Source organism: Haloplanus sp. HW8-1 (genome assembly GCF_023703795.1).
Lineage (GTDB): Archaea > Halobacteriota > Halobacteria > Halobacteriales > Haloferacaceae > Haloplanus > Haloplanus pelagicus.
The window spans coordinates 2,469,314-2,495,356 of record NZ_CP098518.1 but is presented as its reverse complement, the minus strand read 5'-3'; the positions used below and the strand labels follow the sequence as shown (position 1 = coordinate 2,495,356).

23 protein-coding genes and 1 pseudogene are annotated in these 26,043 nt (G+C 60.8%); 16 read left to right on the top strand and 8 right to left on the bottom strand.

Features of this window, described 5'->3' with window-relative positions:
• Positions 1 to 81: 81 nt before the first annotated feature.
• Together NBT82_RS13185 and NBT82_RS13180 are read right to left on the bottom strand one after the other, a co-directional pair.
• A complete protein-coding gene (locus NBT82_RS13185; protein WP_251328575.1) occupies positions 82 to 1,377 on the bottom strand; it encodes a Glu/Leu/Phe/Val family dehydrogenase in 1,296 nt (431 codons plus the stop codon).
• Positions 1,378 to 1,520: 143 nt separating this feature from the next.
• Positions 1,521 to 2,420: a universal stress protein gene (locus NBT82_RS13180; protein WP_251328574.1), complete on the bottom strand. Its 900-nt coding sequence runs from the start codon at positions 2,418 to 2,420 to the stop codon at positions 1,521 to 1,523.
• A gap of 163 nt (positions 2,421 to 2,583) precedes the next feature.
• On the opposite strand from NBT82_RS13180, the gene NBT82_RS13175 reads away from it, so the two are divergent.
• The gene (locus NBT82_RS13175; protein WP_251328573.1) at positions 2,584 to 3,051 is read left to right on the top strand and encodes a hypothetical protein; all 468 of its coding nucleotides are present in this window, start codon (positions 2,584 to 2,586) and stop codon (positions 3,049 to 3,051) included.
• 383 nt (positions 3,052 to 3,434) lie between these two features.
• Positions 3,435 to 3,592: pseudogene (locus NBT82_RS13170) on the top strand (DUF7559 family protein).
• A 161-nt stretch (positions 3,593 to 3,753) separates the two neighbouring features.
• Here the strand turns inward: NBT82_RS13170 and NBT82_RS13165 are convergent.
• Positions 3,754 to 4,158 (bottom strand): redoxin domain-containing protein, encoded by a 405-nt coding sequence (locus NBT82_RS13165; RefSeq protein ID WP_251328572.1) that lies wholly within the window; start codon positions 4,156 to 4,158, stop codon positions 3,754 to 3,756.
• Positions 4,159 to 4,311: 153 nt separating this feature from the next.
• Here NBT82_RS13165 and NBT82_RS13160 point away from each other — a divergent pair, with 153 nt between their 5' ends.
• Together NBT82_RS13160 and NBT82_RS13155 are read left to right on the top strand one after the other, a co-directional pair.
• Positions 4,312 to 5,421, top strand: coding sequence for a DUF3179 domain-containing protein (locus NBT82_RS13160; RefSeq protein ID WP_251328571.1), 1,110 nt, complete (start codon positions 4,312 to 4,314; stop codon positions 5,419 to 5,421).
• The gene (locus NBT82_RS13155; protein WP_251328570.1) at positions 5,408 to 6,007 is read left to right on the top strand and encodes a hypothetical protein; all 600 of its coding nucleotides are present in this window, start codon (positions 5,408 to 5,410) and stop codon (positions 6,005 to 6,007) included. Before NBT82_RS13160 ends, NBT82_RS13155 begins: the two co-directional genes overlap by 14 nt.
• A 329-nt stretch (positions 6,008 to 6,336) precedes the next feature.
• On the opposite strand, the gene NBT82_RS13150 is transcribed toward NBT82_RS13155, so the two are convergent.
• The gene (locus tag NBT82_RS13150; RefSeq protein ID WP_251328569.1) at positions 6,337 to 7,041 is read right to left on the bottom strand and encodes a methyltransferase domain-containing protein; all 705 of its coding nucleotides are present in this window, start codon (positions 7,039 to 7,041) and stop codon (positions 6,337 to 6,339) included.
• On the bottom strand, positions 7,038 to 8,534 hold the full coding sequence (locus tag NBT82_RS13145) for a radical SAM protein (protein WP_251328568.1): 1,497 nt from the start codon (positions 8,532 to 8,534) through the stop codon (positions 7,038 to 7,040). The genes NBT82_RS13150 and NBT82_RS13145 overlap by 4 nt, the downstream gene beginning before the upstream one ends.
• Positions 8,535 to 8,666: 132 nt before the next feature.
• Here NBT82_RS13145 and NBT82_RS13140 point away from each other — a divergent pair, with 132 nt between their 5' ends.
• Together NBT82_RS13140 and NBT82_RS13135 are read left to right on the top strand one after the other, a co-directional pair.
• The gene (locus NBT82_RS13140) at positions 8,667 to 9,416 is read left to right on the top strand and encodes a DUF547 domain-containing protein (protein WP_251328567.1); all 750 of its coding nucleotides are present in this window, start codon (positions 8,667 to 8,669) and stop codon (positions 9,414 to 9,416) included.
• 40 nt (positions 9,417 to 9,456) lie between these two features.
• Positions 9,457 to 9,951 carry a peroxiredoxin family protein gene (locus NBT82_RS13135; RefSeq protein WP_251328566.1) on the top strand — a complete coding sequence of 165 codons (495 nt, stop codon included), beginning with the start codon at positions 9,457 to 9,459 and terminating at the stop codon, positions 9,949 to 9,951.
• Between the two features lie 25 nt (positions 9,952 to 9,976).
• On the opposite strand, the gene NBT82_RS13130 is transcribed toward NBT82_RS13135, so the two are convergent.
• Positions 9,977 to 10,501, bottom strand: a complete 525-nt coding sequence (locus NBT82_RS13130) for a hypothetical protein (protein WP_251328565.1) — start codon at positions 10,499 to 10,501, stop codon at positions 9,977 to 9,979.
• 416 nt (positions 10,502 to 10,917) lie between these two features.
• Here NBT82_RS13130 and NBT82_RS13125 point away from each other — a divergent pair, with 416 nt between their 5' ends.
• Together NBT82_RS13125 and NBT82_RS13120 are read left to right on the top strand one after the other, a co-directional pair.
• Positions 10,918 to 11,766 carry an FAD-dependent oxidoreductase gene (locus tag NBT82_RS13125; protein ID WP_251328564.1) on the top strand — a complete coding sequence of 283 codons (849 nt, stop codon included), beginning with the start codon at positions 10,918 to 10,920 and terminating at the stop codon, positions 11,764 to 11,766.
• A 247-nt stretch (positions 11,767 to 12,013) separates the two neighbouring features.
• Positions 12,014 to 12,652, top strand: a complete 639-nt coding sequence (locus tag NBT82_RS13120) for an IS6 family transposase (RefSeq protein WP_251328563.1) — start codon at positions 12,014 to 12,016, stop codon at positions 12,650 to 12,652.
• Between the two features lie 34 nt (positions 12,653 to 12,686).
• On the opposite strand, the gene NBT82_RS13115 is transcribed toward NBT82_RS13120, so the two are convergent.
• Positions 12,687 to 15,470 carry a PAS domain S-box protein gene (locus NBT82_RS13115; RefSeq protein ID WP_251328562.1) on the bottom strand — a complete coding sequence of 928 codons (2,784 nt, stop codon included), beginning with the start codon at positions 15,468 to 15,470 and terminating at the stop codon, positions 12,687 to 12,689.
• 242 nt (positions 15,471 to 15,712) lie between these two features.
• On the opposite strand from NBT82_RS13115, the gene NBT82_RS13110 reads away from it, so the two are divergent.
• From NBT82_RS13110 to NBT82_RS13085, 6 genes are all read left to right on the top strand, one after another.
• Positions 15,713 to 17,698, top strand: a complete 1,986-nt coding sequence (locus NBT82_RS13110; RefSeq protein WP_251328561.1) for a thiamine pyrophosphate-binding protein — start codon at positions 15,713 to 15,715, stop codon at positions 17,696 to 17,698.
• A gap of 117 nt (positions 17,699 to 17,815) precedes the next feature.
• Positions 17,816 to 19,519, top strand: coding sequence for a glutamate synthase-related protein (locus NBT82_RS13105; RefSeq protein WP_251328560.1), 1,704 nt, complete (start codon positions 17,816 to 17,818; stop codon positions 19,517 to 19,519).
• Positions 19,520 to 19,597: 78 nt separating this feature from the next.
• Positions 19,598 to 19,870: a hypothetical protein gene (locus NBT82_RS13100; protein WP_251328559.1), complete on the top strand. Its 273-nt coding sequence runs from the start codon at positions 19,598 to 19,600 to the stop codon at positions 19,868 to 19,870.
• A 9-nt stretch (positions 19,871 to 19,879) separates the two neighbouring features.
• Positions 19,880 to 20,365, top strand: a complete 486-nt coding sequence (locus NBT82_RS13095; protein ID WP_251328558.1) for a dihydrofolate reductase — start codon at positions 19,880 to 19,882, stop codon at positions 20,363 to 20,365.
• 19 nt (positions 20,366 to 20,384) lie between these two features.
• The gene (locus NBT82_RS13090; protein ID WP_251328557.1) at positions 20,385 to 21,653 is read left to right on the top strand and encodes a M20 family metallopeptidase; all 1,269 of its coding nucleotides are present in this window, start codon (positions 20,385 to 20,387) and stop codon (positions 21,651 to 21,653) included.
• Positions 21,650 to 22,435, top strand: a complete 786-nt coding sequence (locus NBT82_RS13085) for a TSUP family transporter (protein ID WP_425601753.1) — start codon at positions 21,650 to 21,652, stop codon at positions 22,433 to 22,435. The genes NBT82_RS13090 and NBT82_RS13085 overlap by 4 nt, the downstream gene beginning before the upstream one ends.
• Before the next feature lie 60 nt (positions 22,436 to 22,495).
• Here NBT82_RS13085 and NBT82_RS13080 read toward each other — a convergent pair whose 3' ends face one another.
• A complete protein-coding gene (locus NBT82_RS13080; protein WP_251328555.1) occupies positions 22,496 to 22,840 on the bottom strand; it encodes a winged helix-turn-helix transcriptional regulator in 345 nt (114 codons plus the stop codon).
• Between the two features lie 77 nt (positions 22,841 to 22,917).
• Here NBT82_RS13080 and merA point away from each other — a divergent pair, with 77 nt between their 5' ends.
• Positions 22,918 to 24,426: a mercury(II) reductase gene (merA, locus tag NBT82_RS13075; RefSeq protein ID WP_251328554.1), complete on the top strand. Its 1,509-nt coding sequence runs from the start codon at positions 22,918 to 22,920 to the stop codon at positions 24,424 to 24,426.
• 186 nt (positions 24,427 to 24,612) lie between these two features.
• Positions 24,613 to 25,707, top strand: coding sequence for an oxidoreductase (locus NBT82_RS13070; protein ID WP_251328553.1), 1,095 nt, complete (start codon positions 24,613 to 24,615; stop codon positions 25,705 to 25,707).
• Positions 25,708 to 26,043 lie beyond the last annotated feature (336 nt).

Sequence of the window (26,043 nt, the reverse complement as noted above, 5' to 3'; positions counted from 1 at the left end):
GGATCTAATCATTGGGCCATTGAACGTGATTCCTACCCGATCACAGGGAAGTGAATAAACCGCCCGGCTCGGGCACGGTGATCAGTCCGATCGTTCGGCGTCGGCCCTCGCGACGTTGCCCCGGTACGCCTCTGCCTGTAACACGCTCTCGACGGCGCGCGTGTACGCCGCTTCTCGCCAGGTGCGTGTCGTCTTCGACGCTGTCTTGATCTCTCGAAGGTCGGCGAATGCTTCTCGGAGCTGTGTCGCCAACTTCTCACGCACCCGCTCTTCCGTCCAGTACTCGTTCGTCGTGTTCTGCACCCACTCGAAGTACGACGCCGTGACCCCGCCGGCGTTGGCGAGGATATCCGGGATCACCGGAATCCCCCGCTCGGTGAGGTGTTCATCCGCCCGCGACGTCGTCGGGCCGTTGGCCATCTCCAGCACTGCGTCCGCCTGCACCTCCGCCATGTTGGCCTCGGTGATCTGATTCTCGATGGCGGCCGGAATCAGCACGTCGACGTCGAGTGTCAACAGGTCGGCGTTGGTAATCTCCGCCGCACCGAACTCGAATAGGTCGTCGCTCGACTCGTACGCATCGAACAGCGCCGGCATGTCGATGCCGCTCGAATCGTGGATTCCGCCGTCGACGTTGCTGACCGCAACGACATCGTATCCGCGCTCGTGAAGGAACTTCGCGAGGTAGGAGCCGACGTTTCCGAACCCCTGAACCGCGACGGTCGTTCTCTCCCGTGTCATCTCCACCTCGTCCACGAACTCGTCGAGGATCACTGCCCCACCGAGGGAGGTCGCGTATTCGCGGCCCTCGCTCCCGCCGAGTTCGACCGGTTTCCCTGTGATCACGCCCGGTGCCTGCCCCCCGGTGATCGACTCGTATTCGTCCCGCATCCACGCCATGATCCGGCCGTCGGTGTTCACGTCGGGCGCGGGGATGTCCGTCTCCGGGCCGATGTTCCGGTGGTACTCGTTGATGTAGGCTCGCGAAAGGCGCTCCAGTTCGCCCTCCGAGAGCCGCGACGGGTCGACCTGTATCCCCCCTTTGGCGCCGCCGAACGGGATGTTGGCGACGGCACACTTCAGCGACATCAGGAAGGCCAGTTCGTCGACTTCGTCGGCGTTCACCGACGGGTGGTACCGAATCCCACCTTTCGTCGGTCCACGGGCGGTGTTGTACTGGATCCGGAAGGAGGGGAACACCTCCACGCTCCCGTCGTCCATCCGTATCGGGATGTTCACGTTGATACGACGTTTGGGCTGTCGGAGGAGGTCCAGTTCCCGATCGGCGAGCCGTCCGACTTTCGATACACGATCCAGTTCGGTCGTACACACGTCACAGAGCGTTTCCGTCCCGGTGGGTCCGAGGTCAGTATCCATCGATGGTCACCGATCGTTCATTCACTGAAACACGGCAAATAGTCCCGGCGAGTGTGCAACGCAGTTCACACGGCACGTGCTATGATCCCGGACCGAGACTGCAAGAGGTTTCACACCGCACATCTCTCTGTGGCGAATTCGGATTAGCGTCGACTGTTGTTTCGGACCGAAAGCACGACGCTTCCGGCATGTTTCCGGACGGATTGATTCGTCGATCCGAACATGAACTTCCGCAGACGGCCTTTCGTCGGAGCGCCGATGATCGTGAGGTCGTAGCACCGCGATTGGTCGGTGATCGCCGCCAGAGTGTCTGTCGTCTCGAGTACCCACTTCGTCGTGGTATCAGGGCGGCCGATCCGACGGTAGATGTCGTCTACCAACTCTTCGGCTTCGTTTCGCCGCTGATCGGGTGCGTCATCGTCGATAACGTGTAGAATGTCGATCCAAGCGTCGGAGCCGGTGGCGATAGAGGCGGCCACATCGGCGGCTAGCCCCGAGTGAGGGCCGCCAGCAATCGGGAGGAGAATCGATGCAGGATCCGTGAATCCGGTCCGACCGTTCACGACGACCACGTCCGCATCGGCGTGGGCCGCAATCCGTTCGGTGATGCCCATGCGGAGGCGACGCTCACGGCTGCTCCCGGGCACGACGAGGGTATCCACGTTTCGCGTTCTGACTGCTTGGAGGACGCCGGTCACGACACCGCGGGTGTAGACACAATCCCCGTTCACTCGTGGAAGCGATTCGGTGGTCTGATCGAACACCCACTCCAGAAGGTCGGCTTCGTCGCCGTCGGATATCTCGTGATGATATTCGTTAGGTGTCCCTGAGAGAGTACTAACCGGATTGATGACCGTCAGCGAGGCGTCCGTCGCGCGTGCGAGCGTCGTTGCGACTTTCAACTGATCGGTCAGCGCAGGAACCGCTCGGGTGAGGAGCGGAACGAGAATCTGATTGCCATCGAATCGCCCTACCACGTGGGATGTCGCATCGGGCGTCTCACCGTCGGTTGCGAGTAATCCACCCAGCGACGGCGAATGCATACTCCGTACATCAGAGTGGACTTACAAAAATCAGCGGGTCCGTCTGGTGTCCAGCCGCGCTGATCGCTATACTGCATTCGGGAGGTGCCGGGAATCTTCGGTGAACGAAGCGTATATCCTCGTGTCGAGAGCTTCTTCCGTAGTTCGTTCTAACGGGGGAACGATGGCCTCTCGATCACTGCGGCCGATCCACATCGTCGCCGCCCACCTGGCACTCGTGACGGGGATCATTCATCTTGCACTCGGGATACTCAACTGGGCGCAGTACGCGAGTGCCGGGATACTGCTCCCGCCTGACCTTCGATGGCCGCTCTTCGTCGTCTCCGGTTTGGCCGTCGTCGTCGGAATCGTCGCGCTGGTTTCGGGGTACCCGAAGCGACCGCTGTACGTCGGTGGAAGCGTACTCATGATCGTCTACATCGTCGGCTACTTCGGCTGGCACGTGAGTGGCCACCGACCGCTCTTCGTCGTCGGACCGGGAACGCACCATCACGGATCGACCGTCTCGTATCTGCTCGCTCACGTCGTCGCCGGCCCAGTCGAGTTCCTCTCGCTCGCGTCCGAAGCGGGGCTGCTCGTCGTTCTCCTCTATTTGTTCTTCACCGAGGAGACTGTCTATTCCCCCAACTGATACTCCTGTACGTGACTGGTTCAAGATATTCGCTCCTCTCGGTGGTTGGTGCCCCCCCCGGAACTGCTGACAGGGAGTACGGGATCCTCCGCGATCCTAGCCGGAGTGGACCGGAGAGAGCTATGCACAGGAACGATACTGCGATCAAAAAGGGGACAGCAAGGGAATCGGTTTCGGGGATCTATGGGGGTTGGGGGACAATCACCGATTCCAGTTCGTTCGTTGGGACGCGTCTCGTATAATCTCACGGTAACCGGGATGTAACGTACTGACCGAGAGAATACCAAGAAGAGTTCCTTCCGGAGAATTTCGCACCTCTTTGACCGTCTCTCGTTATTGCTGTGATCCTCCTGTTTATCTGCACTCTTCCTGTATTGGACGGTATGCCTGCGACCCTCGAAATCGCGTGTGAGAACGACGAGTGTGAACTCGATATGGCCGAACTCCACTACACCTACGATATGCCCGCCGACGTCACCATCGACGACTTCCAGGCCCGTACTGCGGGCAGTCGGATACGTTGCGAGAAATCGCACTCTGATACGGCATATTGTACGTCGGTACCGGTGGTTCGCCCACCCGTCACGGCGGGAACCGCTGATGACTTTCGATCGTTCCGATAGTAGCCTTTGTAAGTCATCACACACCTGGTCGCACGCTGTCATGCGATCAGGTGTGCGGACAGTTACAAACCCTACTATATCAGAGGGCAGCGAGTTCGTCCTTGATCTCGTCGTAGTCGGGGAAATCCGGCCACTTCTGGGCCACCCAGGCGTACTGAACCCTCCGTTCCTCGTCTATGAGGAACGCGGCAGGCCGTGGTTCGCTGATTCCTGCCATCCCATCGAGATCGTTGACGATGCCATAGTCCTCGGCGACGCCGTTTTGCGGGTCGCTGAACAGCCGGTAGTCGATCCCGCGCTCCTCGATGAACGTCGTCGTAGCGGGCGGCGACGCCTTGCACCTGTTGCCGGCACTTCCGGCAGTGGTAGTCTCGCTGGAGCAACAGAACGACTGCGTCGATATGGGGAGTCGAAGCCGTCTCTTCGAGCCGGAACGGCGACAACGCTGCCCCAGCGTTTCCAATTCGAATGTCGTGGCACTCACCGACAGTGGTTCCTGTATGGATTCGTAACGCGAGCACCATCGTGGATCGAGGCGACACTGTTCGGGAGATCACACGACGTAGCCAATCGGCGTGTGCGGACGAGACACACGATCGATCAAGCGTTAATCCGTTCTCACACCTTCTGTTACCTAATGGGATTCACTCGACGACGCCTCCTGCTGACAGTCGGCCTCAGTGCGCTCGCGGGGTGTACCGGCGGTGCAGACCCTGGATCGTCCGGAGTGTCGGCCACGACAGCAGCGTCGAGTGCCGCCGGATCGACGTCGGTCACCGACGGAGCCGTCCCGACTGCAAAGGAGACGCTAACACTGCCGATGGATCCCAGCGAACTCGAATCACTCGCGGTCTCGGGTGGTCCACCTAAAGACGGGATTCCATCCATCGACGATCCTTCGTTCGTCGGACCGGACGATGTCGATTTCCTCGACCCCGGTGATCCCGTGTTCGGCGTCGCACTGAACGGTGACGTCAAAGCATACCCACAGAAGATTCTCGTTCAACACGAGATCGTCAACGACCGCCTCGGTGACCTCCCCGTCGCAGTGACGTACTGTCCACTCACCGGGACCGTCCAGGGGTTCGAGCGTGGGGGGACGACCTTCGGCGTCTCCGGCCGTCTGCTCAACAACAATCTGATCATGTACGATCGGGCTACTGAGGCCTGGTGGCCCCAGATTCTCGCCACGTCGATACCCGGGCCGTGGAATTCGGCCCCCGGAACTAGATCGTTACGGGAGTTCAGACTCGTGTGGACGACCTGGGAGCAGTGGCGCGACCGCTCTCCCGATACGCAGGTCCTCTCGACGGAGACAGGGTTCGCAAAAAACTACGGTAGAGATCCGTACGGCTCCTACAATCCGCCCAGGGGGTACTATGCCAACGAGCACACGCTCTTCGAAACGCTCGAAGACGGCGACCGATTCAGCCGGAAACGCGTGTTCATGGGTGCCCGGACTGCGGACGGGGCCGTCGCGTTCGACAAATCTACGCTCCTCGACGAAGGGGTCATGACGGGCGAACTGAGCGAGACGCCGATAGTCGCAGTCGCCGACACGCGCCTAGATACCGGGTACGTCTACCTGAACCCCGACGAACGGACGGTCATGATCGACGGCAGGACCGTGTTGGTTGGAGAGTCCTCGTACGAACCGGACGCCCTGCCGCTCGCTGAGATCCACACGTTCGATGCGATGTGGTTCGCCTGGCACGGATACTATCCAGACACCCATGTCTACGCGTAACGACCACCCTCTCGGGCGTGTCGGAGTCGCAGTCTCTCGAACGATTGCGGCCGCGACGGAGGTATTCCACCGCCCCGATGCGACGCTCGTCGCCGCCGGGACGGCAGCCGGATATCTCCTGATCTACCTGTACGCACTCGGGCATCTCGCACCGGGTATCGGCGGGTTCGACGTTACCGTCGTCTCCGGGGCTCTCGGTAAATTCTTCCAGCCGGAACTCGGTCCGTTTTCGTTCACCCCCGTCGCTCGCGTGTCGGTCGGCCCGGTGACTTACTTGTTCTCGCTCAACACGGTCGTAGGCCTGGGTCTCGCCGGCCTGGTCGGTCTCAATCTCGGTCTCACGTATCTCGCGTGGCGTCGGCCCGCGGCCTGTGGAATCGGATCCTCGTCGTCCGGAGTCCTCGCGAGCATTCCGGCGATTCTGTCGGGGACCGCCTGCTGTGGACCCGTCGTCCTCATCGTCCTCGGGATCCAAGCGTCGGGCATCGTCGTGACGGCGTTCCAGTTCCTGTTGCCGATCGCAGTCATACTGTTGCTCGTAAGTCTCGTTCTAGTCGGTCGGCGGATCGACCCAGCGAGGCTCTGAACAGATCGGTCGCAGTTCAGGAGGATGGTACGTCAGCAGTCAACCCTCCCGTCCTGACGCTCGCGATGATAATAGACGAGACGAACGATATTAGCTGTCTTGCCACGTCAGACCGACTCTTCGGACTCGTCGATAGTACACTCCTCGTCCCGGCAGTTCGTCGCCGTCAGCAACGCGTCGAGGGTGGTCCGTTCGTCAGGACTGCGAGCCGACCACGCGAACTATAGTCGCGTTTGGAACTGTTTCACACCTGACGCAGGACTGCGTGCGATCAGGTGGGCGATGATTTACAAAGACTACTATAGATCCTGCAATCGGCGTCGGCCGTGTTACGCCCTCGCGACGAGCGAGACGTAGCTCACGTCTCCGGCGTCGACCGCCGTTTCGAGTTCTTCGATGGCCTCCAAGGCACGCTGACCGCGTTCACCCAGCAGACCGAGTATCCCCTCGTAGTCGACGCGGTCGACCACTCGGTCACGCATCACGAGGAGTTCGTCGCGGTGATCGGACACCGTCTCCACGTCGAATCCGGCGTCACTCACCTGCCTCAGGAGGCGGTCACGACCCCCCGCCCCGTCGAGACAGAGCGCCTCAGCCACCCGATCGGGAACCGCGGGCCCGTCGCCGTCGACGACGACGTCCGAGAGGGCCAGCCGACCGCCGCCCTCGAGGACGCGGTGGGCTTCACCGAGGGCGACGGGGAGGTCCGTGAGACAGAGCACACACTCCGCGAGCAGGACGTCTATCGTCCCGTCCCGGACGGGCAGCGTCGTCGCATCCCCCCGGACCACCCGAGTAGCGTCCGATGCCGGGTCGGGGTCGACACCAACGGCGTCGGCACCGCGTTCCCGGGCCACGGTCAGCGCGTCGCCGGCCCCACAGCCGACGTCCAGTATCCGTGTTCCGGCCCCGACGTCGGCTCGGTCGAGCAACCGCACCGTCGCCTCGGTTCCGCCCGGATGGAGCGGCCCGTCGAGTACCGTGTCGAGCGTTCCCCACGGGTTCGCGAGGGCAGCGTCGAGGAGTCCGTTCATCGGTCGCATCCGTCTCCGCTCTCGTCCGGAGTACATCCCCCATCGGTGGTCGTCCCGTCGCCCCGATAGCCGACAGTGGTCTCACTTGGGGGTTGAGGGTCCTCGACTGTGGTCCGACCGCCCCAGTCGTTGCGGTTCCGGAGTGCGTAGTCGCCGTCCTCGGTCGTCATGTTGTAGCCACAGAACGGGACCAACTCGCCCTCTGTCGTCGGCACCGAGAGACAACAGTTGTTCAACCGGTTCACGTCGGCCGCGTCGGCGTCCATGAACCCCGTGAACGACACCGGGACGACCTCGTCGAACAGTCCCTCGACACCGCCAGGAACGTCGATTCCACAGCAGCCGGCAGTCTTGCAGGCCCACTCCTCCCCGGCGGCGGTGCCAGCCAGCAGTTCCATGTAGTCGCCCTCGTCGACCAGTCCGGAGAGCGTGTCCCAGAGTCGGTCGTCGACGTACTGCGTCAGTGGAACGAACGAGTCAACGTCCGCGCACTCGTCGCCACAGCCACGGTCATCCGATCGATCGATGTCCGAGTTGCCCACGTCGCTCGGGTCCGTGTCTCTGGGAACGAAGGCGGTCCCGATCTGACAGTACGCCGAACAGCACGGTGCGGGCAGCATATCTCGGGGATCGAGCGTCTCGATCTGCTCGGCCAGCAGTCGCGTGGCGTCGTCTAGAGCGAACCGACCATCGTTCCTTTCGTAGCGACCGAAGTGTGCCACCGGCTGGAAGTTGACCGAGCGGACGACGTCCCTGTTCTCCAGGGCGAATCGAACGATGTCACCCATCTCGTGATCGTTGACACCGGGTACGACTGTCGGAACGAGGACGATCGGTAGATCGGCGCTCCGGCAAGCCTCGATCGCCGCGTGTTTTTCCTCGACGAGGTCGACCTCGCGGATCCGCTCGTAGGTCTCGCTCGTCAGGCCGTCGAACTGCAGGTACACTGCGGTGACGCCGGCGTCGGCGAGCGACCCTGCGTAGCCGTCTTCTGTCGCCAGGCGGATTCCGTTCGTGTTCACCTCGACGTGGTCGATTCCCTTGCTCCGAGCACGCTCGACGAGGTCCGGCAGGTCGTCCCTGATCGTGGGTTCGCCGCCGGAGAACTGTATCGGGCGACCGCCCGCGTCGGCCACGGTGTCCAGCAACGCGTCGATTTCTTCTGGCGATCGGTGTGCACCGCCGGGACCGGAACTGGCGAAACAGTAGGAACACGAGAGGTTACAGCCCTCCGTGACCTCGACGATCGCCAGACAGGCGTGGTCGGGGTCGACGGTCAGATCGCCGCCGTCGTACTCCGGGGTCGGACCGAAGTCGGCGGCCCACTCCCAGTGGTCCAGCGATCCCCAGACCTGCCGACTGGCCGAGCCGTGATCCGGACACTCCCGCGTGAGGAAGACGCCCCCCTCCCGTTCCTCGTAGCGGCCGGGAACCGTTTCGAGGCAGTCCGGACAGAGACTGGTCGTCGTCGCGAGCGTGTCGCTTCCGTTCACGGTCGAAGGCAGGAATGGGCTGAAATAAGCCTGCCGGGGGTGTGCGGCGATGCAGCGAAAGCGCCGTCGCCGTTGGACACGGCCGTTGCCATGGCGCGCAACCCTTTTTCGCCGTCGCACCGGAGGAGTCGTATGACCGGTTCGAGCCCGGCGGTCAGGTCGTCAACGCCGGGGGTCGACAGCACACCGACGGCACTCGCACAGGACCTGCTCGTCGCGTGCCGGCGTGGCGATCCGACCGAACGGTACCGGACCGCGCTCGCCGAAGCCACGGACGCCGACCTCCACCGGGTCCGTGAGGACCGACGAACGGGGCTGGCGTTCTGGCTCAACTGCTACAACGCGGGGACCCAACTCCTCCTCGAGGAGCGCTCCGATCTCTACGAGAGCCCGCTTCGATTCGTTCGGTTCTTTCACGCATCGGCAGTCACGGTCGCCGGCACCTCGCTGCCGTTAGACCGCATCGAGAACGGGCTCTTGCGCGGTGGTCGCTCGAAGTATGGACTGGGTTATCTCCCGAAAATCAACGTCACGAACTTCGAGCGACGCTACCGGCTCGACGACTGTGATCCGCGAATCCACTTCGCGCTGAACTGCGGAGCCGAGAGCTGTCCAGCGATCCGCGCGTACGAACCGGACCGCGTCGACGAGCAATTGGATCTGGCGACCCGTAGCTACCTCGACGCGACGGTGGCGTACGATTCGGGTGCCAATACCGTTCTCGTGCCACGCGTGTTCCTGTGGTTCCGTGGGGACTTCGGTGGGGGGTCGGGGATCCGTGAACTGTTGCGTGCGTACGACGCGATTCCCGACGACGCGACGCCGAAGATCCGATACGACTCGTGGGATTGGACGAAAGCGGCTGGCAAGTTCGCGGAGTAGCCATCCCCACCGTTTTGACGACGGACATACATCGTACCACATGACCGAACGAGTCCAGGAGTTCTCGCTCCCGAACGTCGCTGTCGGACCGAATCCGTTCTCCCTCTCTGCGCTTTCGGAAGACGTCTCGTTCGTCGTCCTCTTTTTTCAGCGCGATTATTACTGTACGAACTGCCGGAAGCAAGTTCAGCAACTCGCAGATCGTATCGACGAGTTCCGAGAGCGCGATGCCGAGGTTGTCTCCATCGTTCCGGAACCGGTCGAACGCGTCGAACAGTGGCAGGAGTCGTACGATCTACCCTACCCGTTGTTGGCGGACCCCAACACGGAAGCAGGAGATGCGTACGATCAGCCGGTCCGGTTCGGCCTCCTCGGTCGGTTTTCCGATTTCTTCGGCCGGATGCCCGAAGTGGTCATCATCGATAGACGTGGTACGGAGCCGAAAGTCGTGTACGTCCACCGGGGGTCCTCGACGTTCGATAGACCCGAAATTGACGAGATTCTCGACGAGATCGACGAATCCTCACAAACCTAGCTCTCGACATGGATCGGATTCTCGTTCAGTCCCTGAAGTACAGTACACCGAGAACAGCGATCATCGCTAACTCCGTCCCTTTCGCAATTGCCGCCCACGGCTCCCCTGTGAGATGAGCGATGACGTTCTCAAGCGGGGACAGCCCGTGTAAAAGCGGTTCACGACCGGGTAAAAAGCCGCCGTGGCCGGTGAAGTGCCACGCAAAGTACCCAACGACGTAGACGATAGCTAGTAGGATGCCTGCCACGTAGTACGGATCGCTGTTCTGTGCCGACCTACTCGCTGCTAGACCAACGAGAAGTCCGAACCCAGAAACGACGAACGCGAGTGGACGCGGATCGAACACGAGCAGAGTCGGATCCGCACTAACAATAATCAACAGTCTAGGAACAGCGTGACTGGGATGGATGAGATGGATCCCGGCTACGATGCTGGTCAGAAGCGCTCCGAGGTACGCCAAGATTCGAGTCGTCGAATCGGGATCCGCGTTGACCGTCAGATTGAGGGGTTCTAAAACGTTCACTGGCGGTAGATGCTCGGTATGATTCATATATTAATGCTCGTGGCTGATGCAACGAGAACACACTTAACAAAACCAACCAGTGGGAGTCGTATCACGATGCCCTCCGTTAGTCCTCGAGATATTTTCTCTGTGTAACCACTCTATGAATCGTTGACCGAGAGGGGGAGAGGGGGGTCGCAGGTGTCTGGAAGGAGACCGGAAGCCTACGGCGCGACAGATGGTACGATTGTCGCGCAATTGTATCGATGAGGGAGACGAATATGACCATTCTGAGCTGTTGTAATCTGCTTGCACGATCGAAGAATCGCTGTATCCCAGTACCCAGAGAACGAACTGGGAACTACCGATAGTGGTGTGACGGAAAAACACAATCAGCGAGGTCAGGTACGGGTGGGGAACGACAAGACACGCCCGCGACCGATTATTATATCGTCTGGGATAAAGTGGACCTCATTAACGAAGTCGATTTTCTGGTCATCGGTTCGGGCTCTGGACTGGACGTTGCGAACGCAGCAGCCAACCGAGGTCAGTCAGTCGCAGTCGTAGAGAAAGGACCGCTCGGCGGGACGTGTCTCAACCGCGGGTGTATCCCGTCCAAGATGCTGCTCTACCACGCTGACGTATTCGAGACGATCGAGAGTGCCGACGCGTTCCACATTGACGCAGAAATAACTGATGTGGACTTCGCGGAGATGGTTCGCGAGGTCAACGAGGACGTGAGTGGCGACGCCGCCTCTATCCGGAAAGGGCTCCGTTCCTCCCCCCGACACGATCTCTACGAGGGGGAAGGGCGGTTCGTCGACGAACGGACGGTCGAGATCGCGAGCGGCGACGACGAAGGGGCGCAGATTCGGGCCGAGACGGTCCTCATCGCAGCCGGAACCCGCCCCGCGATTCCGGACATCGACGGCATCGGGGGTGTCGATTACCATGCAATGACAAAAGCAGCAGTCATCATCCTCGCAGGAACCGAGGGACACGAAAACGTCGGTCGGCTCGCCAACGGGCTCGAAGCGGCCAAGGAATTTGCCGAGACAGACGGCGACGAGGTCGAACTCATCTTCGACGGCGCCGGGACGCAGTGGATTCCCGAACTCGAAGACGAGGACAGCGACTACCACGAACTCTCCCAAGCAGTCCGTGACGACACGTCGGTCTGTGACTACTGTTCCGGCGCATTCGGTGTTGAGGACGCCGTCGCCGAGGCCGGGTTAGTCACCTTCGACGATCACGACGGACACCCGAGTATCCGTTCGCTGGTCGACGACGATTACGAAATCATCACCTTCTGAATTTCTTATAGTGCGCTTGCAGCGCTGAACTGCTAGATGCGACCGGTATACGGGCTGTAGCGGGAATCTATCAGATCATAACTGAAGCCGCAATAGCTACCGAGATTTACGTCTTGGAATCTCGCCGAAGCAGAGCAGTGAGTTTCGACTGCCTCAATTATTTGTACATACGTGAGTTTTCTTATCGAGTCCACAGTCGTGTCAAGTTAAGCGTGAAGAGTGAGGCGTGGTGATTTCGTAGTGCTCTATGCCCGAAATCACACGCCTCAGCGACGGTAGCGACTGGATCGAATTAGATTTTGTGGAGCGTCAGCGGACACCCGAGTTCGCGATGCGGCTCGGTATTCAGATGCACGTGGCTGGACTATCACTTTCGAATACTATCTCGATTCTTGAAAGGTTGGGTGTCGAACGCTCTCGAACGGCCGTCCACAACTGGGTGCAGAAGGCCAATCTACAGCCCGAAGGCGGTGCGAGCCCGAATCACGTTGCGCTTGACGAAACCGTGATTCGAATCAACGATCAGCAATACTGGCTGTACGCCGCCATCGATCCTGAAACAAACACATTCCTTCATATTCGGCTCTTTAGCACGTATACGACCGGCCTTACAGAAATCTTCCTGAGCGAGTTACGCGAGAAACACGATGTCGAAACCGCCGTGTTTCTCGTCGACGATGCTCAATGGCTCCAAACTGCCCTCGATCGACACGGCCTCGATTGCAGATACGAACGCCATGGCAATCGGAATGCCGTCGAACGTCTCTTTCGTGAGATAAAACGACGAACCTCTTCGTTTTCAAATACGTTCAGCCACGTGGAGCCGACGACAGCAGAATCGTGGCTCCAAGCCCTCGCTGTCTGGTGGAATCGATGCCAAAGTTAACGCGACCGAGTCCACTATGATAGAGGATCGGATCTCACTCGACATCGACACCGCTGATCCCGAAGCGGGCACCACCATTTGTGCCGTCGGTAACGGTGATGTCCCATCCATGTGCCTCGACGATTTCCTTGACAATACTCAGACCGAACCCCGTCCCATCCTCGGTGGTTGAGTAGCCCTGTTCGAACACGTTGTCGCGGTCTTCGGGAGAAATTCCCGGCCCGTTGTCCTCGACGTAGAATCCCGTGTCATTAGAGAGCAGTCCAACGCGTATCGTCACGTCGGACCCGCCGTGTTCGATAGCGTTTCGAAAGAGATTCTCGAGTACGTGACGTAGACGGCTCTTGTCCGCATAGATCGTCATCTCGACAGACGCCTCAAGAGTCGCTTCCCGGGTATCGACGTTTCGCCAACATCCTTCGACGATAGAATCGAGTGACACGCGGTTAGTCTCTTCGACGGATTCCCCTGCACGGGTCAACGCCAGAAGGTCGCCAATCATCTCTTCCATTCGTTCTAAAGACGATTTGGCAGTTTCCAGACATTCGATCTCACGCTCCCTGTGAGCGATTTCGACTCGGCCCATTGCCACGTTCAACGGGTTCCTGAGGTCGTGAGAGATGATGTTTGCGAAATCTTCGAGTCGATCGTTTTTTCGCTCGAGTTCGCGCTCGTACTTTCGGAGTTCACTGACATCACGGATGAGGGCTAGAACACTATCACGACCACCGAATTCCAGCGTTGAGGCGGAGATCTCCGCCGAGACGTACTCACCAGACTCCGTGAGACAAGAGATTTTGTCCGTCCGACCACTACCCTCCGTGCGGATTGTATCGAGGAACGCCCGAAACTGGTCCATCTCCTCGGGATGGATATCAGACGGTCCCATCGAGAGGAGTTCCTCATAGGAGTGGCCCAGCAACTCGCTCGCTTGCGGGTTCGCCTCAAGTACTTCGTCGGCATCTGGGTCGAAAATCATGATGGCGTCGTTGCTATGTTCGAACACCGATTGGAATTGATCTCTGGCACGCTTCAGTTCCTGCTCACGATCGCGTAACCGCTGTTCGCGTTCGGCCCGATTGAGAGCCTCTACGGTAGTCGCTGCCAGTATCGAGACGAGTTTTTTGTCGAACGCATTGAACTCCGCGGGCTGCAGAGACCCGCTCGCGAACACGCCCCTCTTATCGAGGGGTGCGATGACCGCCCCACGGAACGGAACGTCGCTCGCCAATCCGGGCTTGGTCTGGACGTCGTCGTAGAGACGAACCTCCCCGGCCGAAATTGTCTCCCAGAACAGCCCCTCTCCCCGTTGGAATCGTGGTAGCTCGCCAAACCGATTGCGCGTCGCGTCTGTTACCGCTACGGGTTCCAGCACCTCGCCGTCGTCGTTAGTCAGGTAGACGTGCGTGTACGGCAACTCCAGAATCTCACTTCCGGCCTCGGCTGCGACCGTTACGACATCCTCGGTCGACGACGCTTGTACTAGTTCGCTGGTCAATTCGCTGAGATTACTCAGCGTCTGTTCACGATGCACACGCTCAAGTGCTGCTTCCGCATTCTGACACAGGATCTCCACGAGGTCGCGCGTTGTGTCGTCGAACGGCTGGACAGTCCGGGATCCGATGTGGAGTTGCCCGTGACGACCGAGTGGCGCGATCAGGATCGTTCCAAGTGGTGTATCGGGGTGGGCCGGGTTCTCGACCGAACTGTAATCCTCGATCTCTGTCAGCTTGCCTTCGTGGAATATGTTGATCTCAGTGGTGCCAGCCGGAATCTTCCCGATCGCGTTGCCAACGTCGCGGGAACCATTCAGTTCGGTCGCGGCGTCAGTAGCAGCTAGCGGGCGGAGGACCTCCGCATCTGCGTCGAACGACCACATCGCCGTCAGTGGCTGTTCGAGAACCTCTTGAGCGATTTTGACTGTGATATTCGCGACCTCTGTCTCGGTAGTGGCGGTCATCAGATTCTGGCCCGCCTCATTCAAGCTCTCGAGACGTTCCTCGTACTGCTTCTGTTCGGTGATATCTGTGTACCACGCGTACGCACCACGAACCCCGTTGGCCCCGTCTATCGGGATGACTCGGAGCTTGAATTGTCGAATGCCAGCGTTCGTCTGCCGACGAACCTCTGTCTCGACCGGTGCCCCTTCGACTACGTCATCGCGGATCGAGCGATGCTCTACTTGCTCCGAATCAGGAACGATGACGTCTCGAATGCTGGAGCCGATAACCGCCTCCTCTTCAAACCCGAATACCGCCTCGAAGGCGGCGTTGACGTCGACAATTTCGGGTGTTTGGGCGTCGAACGTCACCCTGACGATTGGATCAGGCGTGTTCTCAAACAGAGCATCGCGATGTACGCGCTCTCGTTTGACGGCTCTTTGAGAGTGATATCGCTCAACGACCCTCTCAATGCAGTTTGCCAGCACTTCCAATTGATTCTCCTCCCGATTTTTTTGGAAATAGTCTGTGACGCCGGCCGAGATCGCGTCGCTAGCGATGTCCTCGTCCCCATCGTCTGTGAGCAGTATGAACGGCAACTCTGAATCGAACTCTCTGACTCGTTCTAATACTCTCAACCCGTTCGATTCCTCCAGATCGTAGTCGCAGAGGACACAATCCACGGGTGTGTCGTGAATATTTTTGAGCGCCACCTCAAAATCGAATTTAATCGTTACGTCGAACGAGTCGTTTACCCGCTCCAGGCGCTCTGACCATTCTAGAGTATTGCACCCATCGTTTTTGATATAGAGTACCCGAATGTTTGCTTCGAGTTCGAGGATGGGGTCCCGTCGATTACTGTCGATCTCAGGCTCCATTGATACCTATATTCGATCAGATAGCGTCCTGATTACTAAAACCAAATGGACAGTGATTATACCAGTTCCACGGACACACAGGCCAATTTCTCGGAGCATGACTTGGGCCGGCTCACCGGCTTATGATTAGCTCTGTGGATGAAAACGTAGGATAGTAATCGATATATAAATGCTATGGTGAGATGGAACGTGGCTGAACGCCCCCAGCGTTATTAACCCTATTCTCTACGGCTGGCAAAAGTATGGCTGATGGCTCATCCCCGAACACGCCACATAGGGACCTGACGTGGTACAAGGCACTGTCTCCGGATGAACTCCCGGAGGGCCGAGTCAAGGCTGTCAGCTGTGGCGACACGACCGTCGCTGTCTCGCATTACGACGGCGAATACGCTGCTCTCGACAACAACTGCCCGCATCAGGGCGGCCCGCTCGGCGAGGGCTCTATCGAAACCGGATGGCTCCGGTGTCCGTGGCACGGGTGGGACTTCGACCCGCTGACCGGCGAGACGCCCGGGCCACACGACGACTGCGTCCAGACGTTTCCCGTCGAAGAACGGGACGACGGCATCTACGTCGGTTTTCCCGAGGAAGAACCCCACGAGCGGACGGCCTCCGACGTGATTGCCGAGACGCTGGTAAACTGGGGCGTCCGGCACGTCTGGGGCATCGTCGGCCACTCGAATCTCGGCCTCGCCGACGCGCTCCGCCGTGAGGCCAACCAGGGGAACCTTGCGTACTACGGTGTCCGTCACGAGGGCGCTGGCGCATTCGCCGCGTCGGCCTACGGAAAACTCACCGGTCGGCCGGCAGCCTGTTTCTCCATCGCCGGCCCTGGCGCGACGAACATGCTCACAGGGCTGTGGGATGCCAACGTCGACGGTGCGCCGACCATCGCACTCACGGGTCAGGTCGAGTCGCAGGTCCTCGGGACGGGCAACTTTCAGGAGGTCGACCTCGAAGCCGCCTACGGCGATGTCGCCGAATTCGAGGCGACTGTCCTGCCGGACAGCCAGCACGCTGAACTCGCGACCCGCGCCGCCAAGACCGCGATCCTTGAACGAGGGGTCTCACACCTGATCTTCCCGGACGAGATACAGACCCAGTCTGCGGAGGGAGTTGAGCCCGGTGATCCCGAGGGGCGTATCACCGAGCGCGACATCAGCCCGCCAGAGGACGCGATCAGGGATGCTGTAGACCTGCTCGAATCCGCCGAACGGCCTGTCATCATCGCCGGCCACGGGGCTCGCTTCGAGATGGAGGGGATCGTCGACCTCGCCGAACGATTCGACTGTCCGGTCCTCACGACGTTCAAGGGCAAAGGGCAGATCCCCGACTCGCATCCGCTTGCTGGAGGCGTCCTCGGTCGGAGTGGGACGCCGATCGCGAGCCACTTCATGAACGAGGCGGACTTACTGGCCGTCTTCGGTGCGAGCTTCTCGAATCACACGGGGATTGCCGAGTACAAGCCGACGATTCACGTCGACTACGACGCGATGACCCTCGGGAAGTTCCACAGTATCGACGTACCCGTCTGGGGCGAGATCGGCGTCACCGTCAACGAACTGCATGATCGCATCGGTGACGTCGAGGCGGAGAGTCAGCGTGAAGAACTCGCAGACCGGTGGGAGATCTGGCGAGAGGAGAAGGCGACGCGATGCGCTCAGACGCCCGAGCGTGGCGTCAACTACGCGACCGCCTTCGACGCGATGACGCGACTCGTCCCCGACGACGCGATCATCCCCGTCGACGTCGGGAACAACACCTACGCGTTCGGACGGTACTTCGAACCGGAACACCAGTCGGTACTCATGTCCGGCTATCTCGGCTCGATCGGCTTTGCGTTCCCGGCTGCGCTGGGCGCGTGGGCGGCCACACAGGAACCCGAGTCCCCGTTCGCCGGTCGCAAGGTGGTCTCGGTCTCCAGCGACGGCGGCTTCGGCCAGTACATGAGCGAGTTCACCACCGCCGTCAAGTACGACATGGACATCACGCACGTCCTGTTGAACGACGACGAACTTGGGAAGATTAGCAAGGAGCAACGGACCGGCGGCTGGGACGTCTGGCAGACCGACCTCGTGAACCCGAACTTCGCTGAGTTCGCCGAGAACTGTGGCGGTCACGGTGTCTTTGTCGACGATCCCGATGTACTTGATGACGCTCTCGAAAACGCAATCGCGTACGACGGCCCCGCCCTCGTCGAAGTCCTCACCGACTCGGACCCGGTGTGAACACCTCCGACACGATACTCCAGTTATGACACGCACGACACCCACTACATCGATTTCCGGTCAGCAGTCATCGAGTCGTATCGAGCGTCGAACTAACCGGACGTGGGGGTGCGCGACGTGAGTCGCTCCGACGAACAGGTGGCCGAACAGGTCGCCGTCTGGAGCGACCTCCCCGATCGTGAACCCACACACGCTCGCGTCGAGGACGTCGATCTCGTGGTCGTCCGGTACGACGACGAGGTGTCGGTCCTGTACGGTCGCTGCCTGCATCGCGGGGTGCTCCTCGGCGACGGGCACGTCGAGGGGCACAATCTCATCTGCGGCGTACATGGCTGGGATTATCGGTACGACACAGGGATCAGCGAGTACGACAACTCGGAGGTCCTCGAGACGTTCACCGCGTGGGTCGACGAGGACGACGACGCCGTCTTCGTCGACGCGGCAGAGGTGGCGGCCTGGGCGGAGGACAACCCGCAGCCGTACGACCCTCCTGAGACTGAAGACAGCGATGACGGGGCAATGCAGGGAGCCACCGACGACATCGAGGGTGGTTCGGTCGACCCCGAATTCTACGGCGAGCCCGACGACGAGAAAGAGCCCCACACACACTACATCCAGAGCCTCGCCCAGAAGGGACTCGAGGGAATCGGTGAACACGGTGACGTCTCGGCGATGGGTGTTCCGCGCTCGGAGCTCCCGTCCTGGGACGACCTGCAGATCCTGACTGCCCAGCTCGCACGGACCCCGCTCGACGACGAGGCCCCAGTCGACACGGAGCTCGTGATCGGACCGAAGGCGGAGAACCCGCTCCAGCTGGACATCCCGATATTCGTGAGCGACATGAGTTTCGGTGCACTCAGCGAGGAGGCGAAGATCGCGATATCGAAAGGGGCAGACCAGGCCGGCACGGGCATCTGTTCCGGTGAAGGTGGGATGCTCCCCGAAGAACAAGAGGTCAACTCTAGGTACTTTTACGAGTACGCGACGGGGAAGTTCGGCTGGGACATCGACCTTGTCGAACGGGTCCAGGCGTTCCATTTCAAAGCCGGCCAGGGCGCGAAGACCGGAACCGGTGGCCACCTCCCGGGCGAAAAGGTAAAGGGCCGGATCGCCGAGGTTCGTGATCTCGAACCGGGAACGGACGCTGTGAGTCCCGCGCACTTCGAGGAGTTGCGGACGCCCGAGGACTTCGCCGAGATGGCCGACCGGGTACGCGACGTCGGCGGCGGCATCCCGATCGGGTTCAAACTCTCCGCTCAGCACGTCCAGGAGGATATCGACTTCGCGCTGGAGGCCGGCGCGGACTATCTCATCCTCGACGGCCGGGGCGGTGGCACCGGTGCGGCACCGGACGTGTTCAAGAACAACATTTCCGTTCCGACGATGGCGGCACTCGCTCGGGCCCGCAGGCACCTGGATTCGCGTGACCGGTCGGATGTGACGCTCATCGCGACGGGCGGCCTTCGGACGGGGTCGGATTTCATCAAGGCGATGGCGCTCGGTGCCGACGGGGTCGCAGTCGCGAACTCCGCGATGCAAGCAATCGGCTGTCTCGGGATGCGGGCCTGTGACTCGAACAACTGTCCGGTCGGGATCGCCACCCAACGAGAGGATCTCAGAAACCGGCTCGTGATCGATTCGGCCGCCGACGGCCTGCAGAACTTCTTCGAGGCGACGGTCGAACTGATGAAGGTGATGGCCCGTGCCTGCGGGCACGAGAGACTGTCCGGGTTCGAGCGTCGTGATCTGACGACGTGGAAGAAAGATGTCGCCGACCTGACCGGCGTCGAATATGCGGGCGTGCGCCAGCCCAGGAGGTAATATATAAAACTACCGCAGCCGTGCCAGCTCTTGTGCGACCCCCGATAATCATTATTTTTTGCCTACTATGTTTCAACCATGAGCGACAGTACGACTCGCCGGGGTCCGAATCCAGAACAAACCGACGTCATCGAGGGGTCATACGCCATCCACTCGAATAAAAGGGGAATCAGCGTGTGGCAGTATTGTGTCGATATCTCTGCCCCGGACGGCGAATGGCGTTTCGTGGAGACGTTCGACCACGGCGAGGATCCGAAACTGACGCTCGAACACGCGACCCTCGCCACTCCGTCCGAAGGCGGATACTGGATATACAGCAGGTCATACGACTGTAAATTGGACTGTGAGTGAGGGACTGACATGACGGAGCTAATCAGCGTCGCTGCGGTGGCAGAGAACGGCGTGATCGGTCGAAACGGTGAGCTACCGTGGCCGAGCATCCCGGCCGACAAACGACAGTACCGAAACCGGATCGCAGCCTGGCCCGTAATCCTCGGTCGTCGAACGTTCGACTCGATGCGGGAGGACCTTCCCGGAACAGCACAGGTCGTGCTGAGCCGGTCAGTGTCCGAATACGATGTCGAATCAGCACACCACGCAGGGGGACTTGACGACGCGGTCGAAGTCGTCGAATCGTTCGGAGCCGACCGTGCCTACGTCATCGGTGGGGCAGGCATCTACGACCTGTTCCAGTCCGTCGTCGACCGGATGGTGCTCAGCCGGATACCGGGTGAATACGACGGTGACACCTACTTCCCGGAATGGGATGCGAATGAGTGGACCGTCGTCGATCGCACCCCCTACGACGACTTCACCCTCGAAGAGTGGGTGAGAGAATCGAGCTAACTAGTGTCTCTGACCAACTATGGATACGTCTGATCTGCCCGCACCTGTCGCCGAGTACCTCTCCGCCAATCGTTCAGAGCTGTTCGAGTTCACGGAGACGCTCGTCGGCTACGAGACACAGAATCCACCCGGGCGAACCGTCGACGTCGTCGAGTGGCTCGAAGACACGCTCGACGAACCGGCGTTGTCGGTCGAGCGCTTCGAAGTCGACCCGGAAAAGCCGAATCTCGTCGCCACACTTCCCGGCCGGGGCGACCGCACGCTGTGTTTCAACGGCCATCTCGACACCGTCCCGTTCGACGAGAGCGGTTGGGCGTACGATCCACTGGGTGAGCGAGACGACGAGCGCATCTACGGACGTGGAGCGACCGATATGAAGGGAGCCGTCGCTGCGATGGTGCAGGTCGCTCTCGCTTACGCTCGCACCGAACCCGAACCACCAGTAACGCTCCAGTTTGCGTTCGTCAGCGACGAGGAGACCGGCGGTGACGCCGGCCTCACGACGCTGCTAGAGACGTCCGAATTCGATCCCGACGCCTGTGTCGTTGGCGAAACCACCGCTCGGAACGGGCGACATTCCGTCTCGGTTGCCGATCGTGGGAACATCTGGCTGACGCTCGAAGCGTCAGGCATTGCTGCCCACGGCTCACGGCCGATGATCGGGGAGAACGCGGTTGACCGACTAACGGATGCAATCGAGCAGCTGCGAGACGACTTCGGACAGCAGAAACTGTCGGTCGATTCATCGATGGACGACATTATCGAGGAGTCCGTCGACTTCTACGAGCCGGAGGCCGGGGCCGTGGCTGCCTGCAGCCTGTACCGGTACCCGACGATCAATCTCGGCATCATCGAAGGCGGAACGGCGATCAACACGGTGCCGGCCTCGGCGTGTGCAAGAGTCGATATTCGATTGACCGCCGGTGTCGATACCAGAGAGGCACTCGGCGGGATACGGAACTGCTTGACCGGGATGGATGGGATCGAGATTGCGGACATCTCGTGGACCCGTGGGTCGTACGAACCGCTGGGGAGTCCCATCGTCGAAGCGAGCGCGCAGGCGGCCGAGCACGTCGTCGACGACCGGGTCTACCGACGGAGCGCGACCGGCGGCGGCGACGCCAAGGTGCTTCGACATGAGGGGATTCCAACGGTCGAGTTCGGCTTCGGTACCCAGACAGCGCACGGAACTGACGAGTACACGACGACCGAGGCCCTGACCCGAAACGCCATCAGCTACGGAACACTCCCGGTCCTCTACGAGCGACTCACGGGCGTCGATGGATGATTGCAGCCATTGGGGGGCCAACAGTCGTGCTGATGACGCTCGTTATTCTGATCGCCGGAACGACGAATGGACTGGCTGGCTTCGGATTCGCCCTCGTCGGGACGATGGCGCTCGCAACGGTGATCGACCCGGCGACAGCCGTCGTGTTCATGATCGTCCCGATTCTCGCAGTGAATCTCTCGCTGGTCAGTGATCTCTCCCGTGAAGAGCTTCGAACCTGTAGTCGACGGTTTGGACCACTCATCGGTGCAGCGCTGGTCGGTACGGTTGTCGGGATGGCCGTCCTCAGTAGTGTTCCGACCGCCCCACTGCGTGTCGGTCTCGGAGTATTGACGCTCGGATTCGTCGCGACCGCTCAGCGACGGCTCCCCCTCCCGGAGTGGTCGTCGGGGTGGATCGGTACGTTCGCACGAACGCGAGTTGGAATGGTCGGTGTCGGCGGCATCTCGGGGCTGTTGTTCGGCGGGACGAACGTCGGGGTACAACTCATCGCGCATCTTCGGAGCTTCGACCTCTCACACGGACTATTCGTCGGCGTCGTCGCGCTCGTATTCTTGGGAATCAATGGGATTCGCGTTGGTGTCGCGAGTCTGTTCGGGCTGTATCCGAGCCGAACTGTCCTGTTCGCGTCCGTCGTCGCTGCCGTCCCGGCCGCCATCGGAGTCACAGTTGGGAAGCGCCTTCGGGTCACGGCCAGCGAGCGGTCTCGCAGACTCGTCGTCTTCGGTCTCCTCACGGCTGTGGGGTTTCGTCTGGTCGCCGGTGGACTGGGACTGATCTAGAGGTCGGTGCCAAGACGCTAGTTGTCTCCACTTCGAGTGAATCGGTCCACTGTCCAGCGGTCACTCGGCCGCCGAAGCCCACTCTAACAGTGGTTCCAGACGGGTTCTCACCTCGTCCCCATCATCGGTCAGCGAGTACTCGACACGGGGCGGAATCTCGTTATACTGGGTTCGAGAGATTAGTCCGGCCTCCTCGAATTCGTCGAGCCGTTTCGAGATGGTCGAGGTACTCGCTGTCGGAAGGTGTTCCTCGATTTCTGCAAACCGTAGCGAGTCGTGGGCGCCAATGATGCTGACGAGTTGCATCGCGTATTTCCGGCTCAGCGTGTCGATAACTCCCGTGAGCGGACAGTAGCACGTTCCATCGATATCGCAGGCAGGCGCGTCTGAGGTGGTATCTGCCATAGCTTTGGAACCTCCAACTTACTCCATAGCTTTGGACTCTACAGTATAATTACTTCGCGTTCTGAATACTCGTTAAGATGGACGCGGACTACTCGTACGATCTCGTGATTCTCGGCGGCGGTGCAGCCGCGTTCGCCGCTATCACCGAAGCGAGCGACCGGGGGCTCTCGACAGCGATAGTAAACACGGGTCTGCCGATTGGGGGTACCTGTGTGAACGTCGGCTGTGTCCCCAGCAAGTATCTCCTCGCGCTGAGCGAGCAGGCAGCCACACCACAGGAGAACCCGTTCGATGCGGTCCAGTACAGCGACGGCAAACCGACCGTCGACTGGGCGGCTGCGCTCGACAGGACCGACGAAATCGTCGAGCGGTTCCGACAGCAAAACTACGTCGACGTCGCCGAACACTTCGAGACCGACATCTACGAGGGGTACGGTGAGTTGGTCGACAGCGAGGGACGCAGTCCCTCGGGCAACCGGAACGCGCCGCGTTCCGGTGACGAGACGACCATCGAGGTCGTAGACGGCCCTGACGAGGGTGCGCGCATCACCGGGGAGAAGGCGCTGATTGCGACCGGGAGTTCACCCTGGGCACCGCCCATCGAGGGCCTCGACGAGATCGACTACTACACCAGCGAGACCATCCTCGAGGAGCGGGATCTTCCAGAGAGCATCGTGGTCATCGGCGGTGGCTACATCGCGCTCGAGTGGGGACAGATCCTCCACCGTGTCGGCGTCGACGTGACCCTTCTGCAGCGCTCCGAGCGCGTGCTTTCGGGCATGGAGGGGCAACTCGGACGTGAGATGCAACGTGCGTTCGAGGAGGACGGCATCGAGGTGATCACCGGTAACGACTTCCAGCGCGTCCGCGCCCCGGCGACGGACGGCGGAGTCGAAGCGACACAGTCGGGCGTCGCCGTCGACACAATCGTCCACGGCACCGAGCAGACGGTCACCGGCGACGCACTGTTCGTCGCGACCGGCGTCCAGCCCAACAGCGAGGGTATCGGCCTCGAAACAGTGGGAGTCGAAACGAACGACGACGGGACGATCCACGTCGATGATCACTTCCAGACGACGAACCCTGACGTGTACGCCGCCGGCGACGTGATCGGCGAACCAGAACTGGAGACTGTTGCCGCCAAGGAAGGCCACCATGCCGTCAAAAACGCCTTCGGCAGCGAAGGCGTCAGTATCGACTACGATACGGTCCCCGCAGTCGTCTTCACCAGCCCCGAAGTCGCCGCAGTCGGGACGACCGAATCGGAGTACATGGCCGAGCACGGCACCTGTTCGTGCCGGACCGTCCAGATGGAGGACGTACCGCGGGCGAAAGCCGTCAAGAACACGGATGGCCTCGTCCAGGTCGTCAAACACCACGAGACTGCCGAAATCGTCGGCGTTCACATGGTCGGCCCGCGCGCCGCCGACCTGATCGTAGAAGCGACGTTAGCGGTGAAATTCGGCCTCACCATCGACGACATCATCGACACCGTCCACCCCTTCCCGACGTTCTCCGAGGCGTTCAAACACGCCTGCCAGGCGTTCCGCAGGGACACGTCGACGATGAGTTGCTGCGTCGAGTAACCCCTCAATGGCAGGATTGACAGATGGTCGCAATGAGGCGGTAGCGACTTCCAGTCGAGCTAGACTGGCTGGAAGGATAGGATGGACGCGTTGCCGAACAATAGTGGGAGACATCACCACTCATTTTGTGCACGCGCTTCGCCAGTCCGCCGCCCGCTTATTTTTCGTCCCACAGTACGTCTCGTGATGACTGATTCCGATCCACTCTTCGACGAGTCGTCGCTTGGCGAACTGCAACTCGACTCGCGTATCGGACTGGCACCGATGACGAGAACGTCGGCCAACGCCGACGGGACGGCGACGGCCGAGATGGCACGCTACTATGCGAAGTTCGCCGAGGGTGGCTTCTCCCTGCTCATTACCGAAGGGACGTATCCCGAGATGAGCGGGCAGGGGTACGACAATCAACCTGGCCTCGCAACCGACAGCCAGGCTGCCGCGTGGGAGAGGGTTACCCAAGCGGTTCACGCCGCCGGATCGCCTATCGTCGCCCAGTTGATGCACGCCGGGCCACTCACGCAGGCTGAACACGGTGAGCCGGTCGCTCCCTCGGCTGTTACCCCGACGGGCGAGCAGTTGCCGATCTACGGCGGCGAGGGTGCATTCGCAACGCCCCGAAAGCTATCGAGCGACGATCTCGACGACATCCGTGCGTCCTTCGTCGCGGCGGCCGAACGCGCCGTCCAAGCCGGCTTCGACGGCGTCGAGATTCACGGCGCGAACGGCTATCTGCTCGACACGTTCCTCTCGCAGCATCTCAACGACCGCACCGATGCGTACGGTGGCTCACCTGCGGCCCGCGCCCGGTTCCCGAAGGAGGTTCTCGACGCCGTCATCGAGGCGACACCGGACGACTTCGTCGTCGGTATCCGCCTCTCGCAGACGAAGGTCAACGACGAGGAACACCGCTGGACTGTCGACGAGGCGGAGACCTATCTGTCGACGCTCGATGCCGGCGACTACGTCCACGTGACCGACCCGGACATCACGACGCCGGCGTTCTCGGGGACGGACCGGACGCTCGCCGAACTGGCCGTCGAACACGCGGACACACGGATACTCGCGAACGGTGGACTCGGTGACCCTGTGGACGCCCGGAATGTTCTCGCATCCGGTGCAGACCTCGTGACCGTGGCCAAGAGCGCGCTGGCCAACCCCGACTGGCCCGCCCGCGTCGCTGCCGACGAGGAGTTGGCAGCGTTCGACTTCGAAGCCATGCTACTGCCGGAGGCGACACTCAATAGCAGCGAGATTCCGGACCCGGTCCCCGGCGACGATTGAATTTTCTCGGTCGTTTTCTCTTCCTTAGCAAACGGCCGTGGTGAGAGCGAGGTGTCCTTGACCCTCCGGGAATGTCGTCCCAGATGGTTCTGACAGCCTCCGAGGCGTTCAAGCGAGCCTGTCGGCCGCTCCGGCGGGACACATCCACGATGAGTTGCCACGTCAGGTGAAGCGGCCTGATACGACCGTTTTCGGGACAGTCTCCACGACGACTTCAGTCACGATTGGCGGGATAGTAGACGCCGATATTATACCTTTCGCGCACGGGAGGGTCGCTGTAGCGAGCGAACTGGATTAAACAGCCTCCCTGTCCTGCAGTCCCCTGTCATGGGTGTT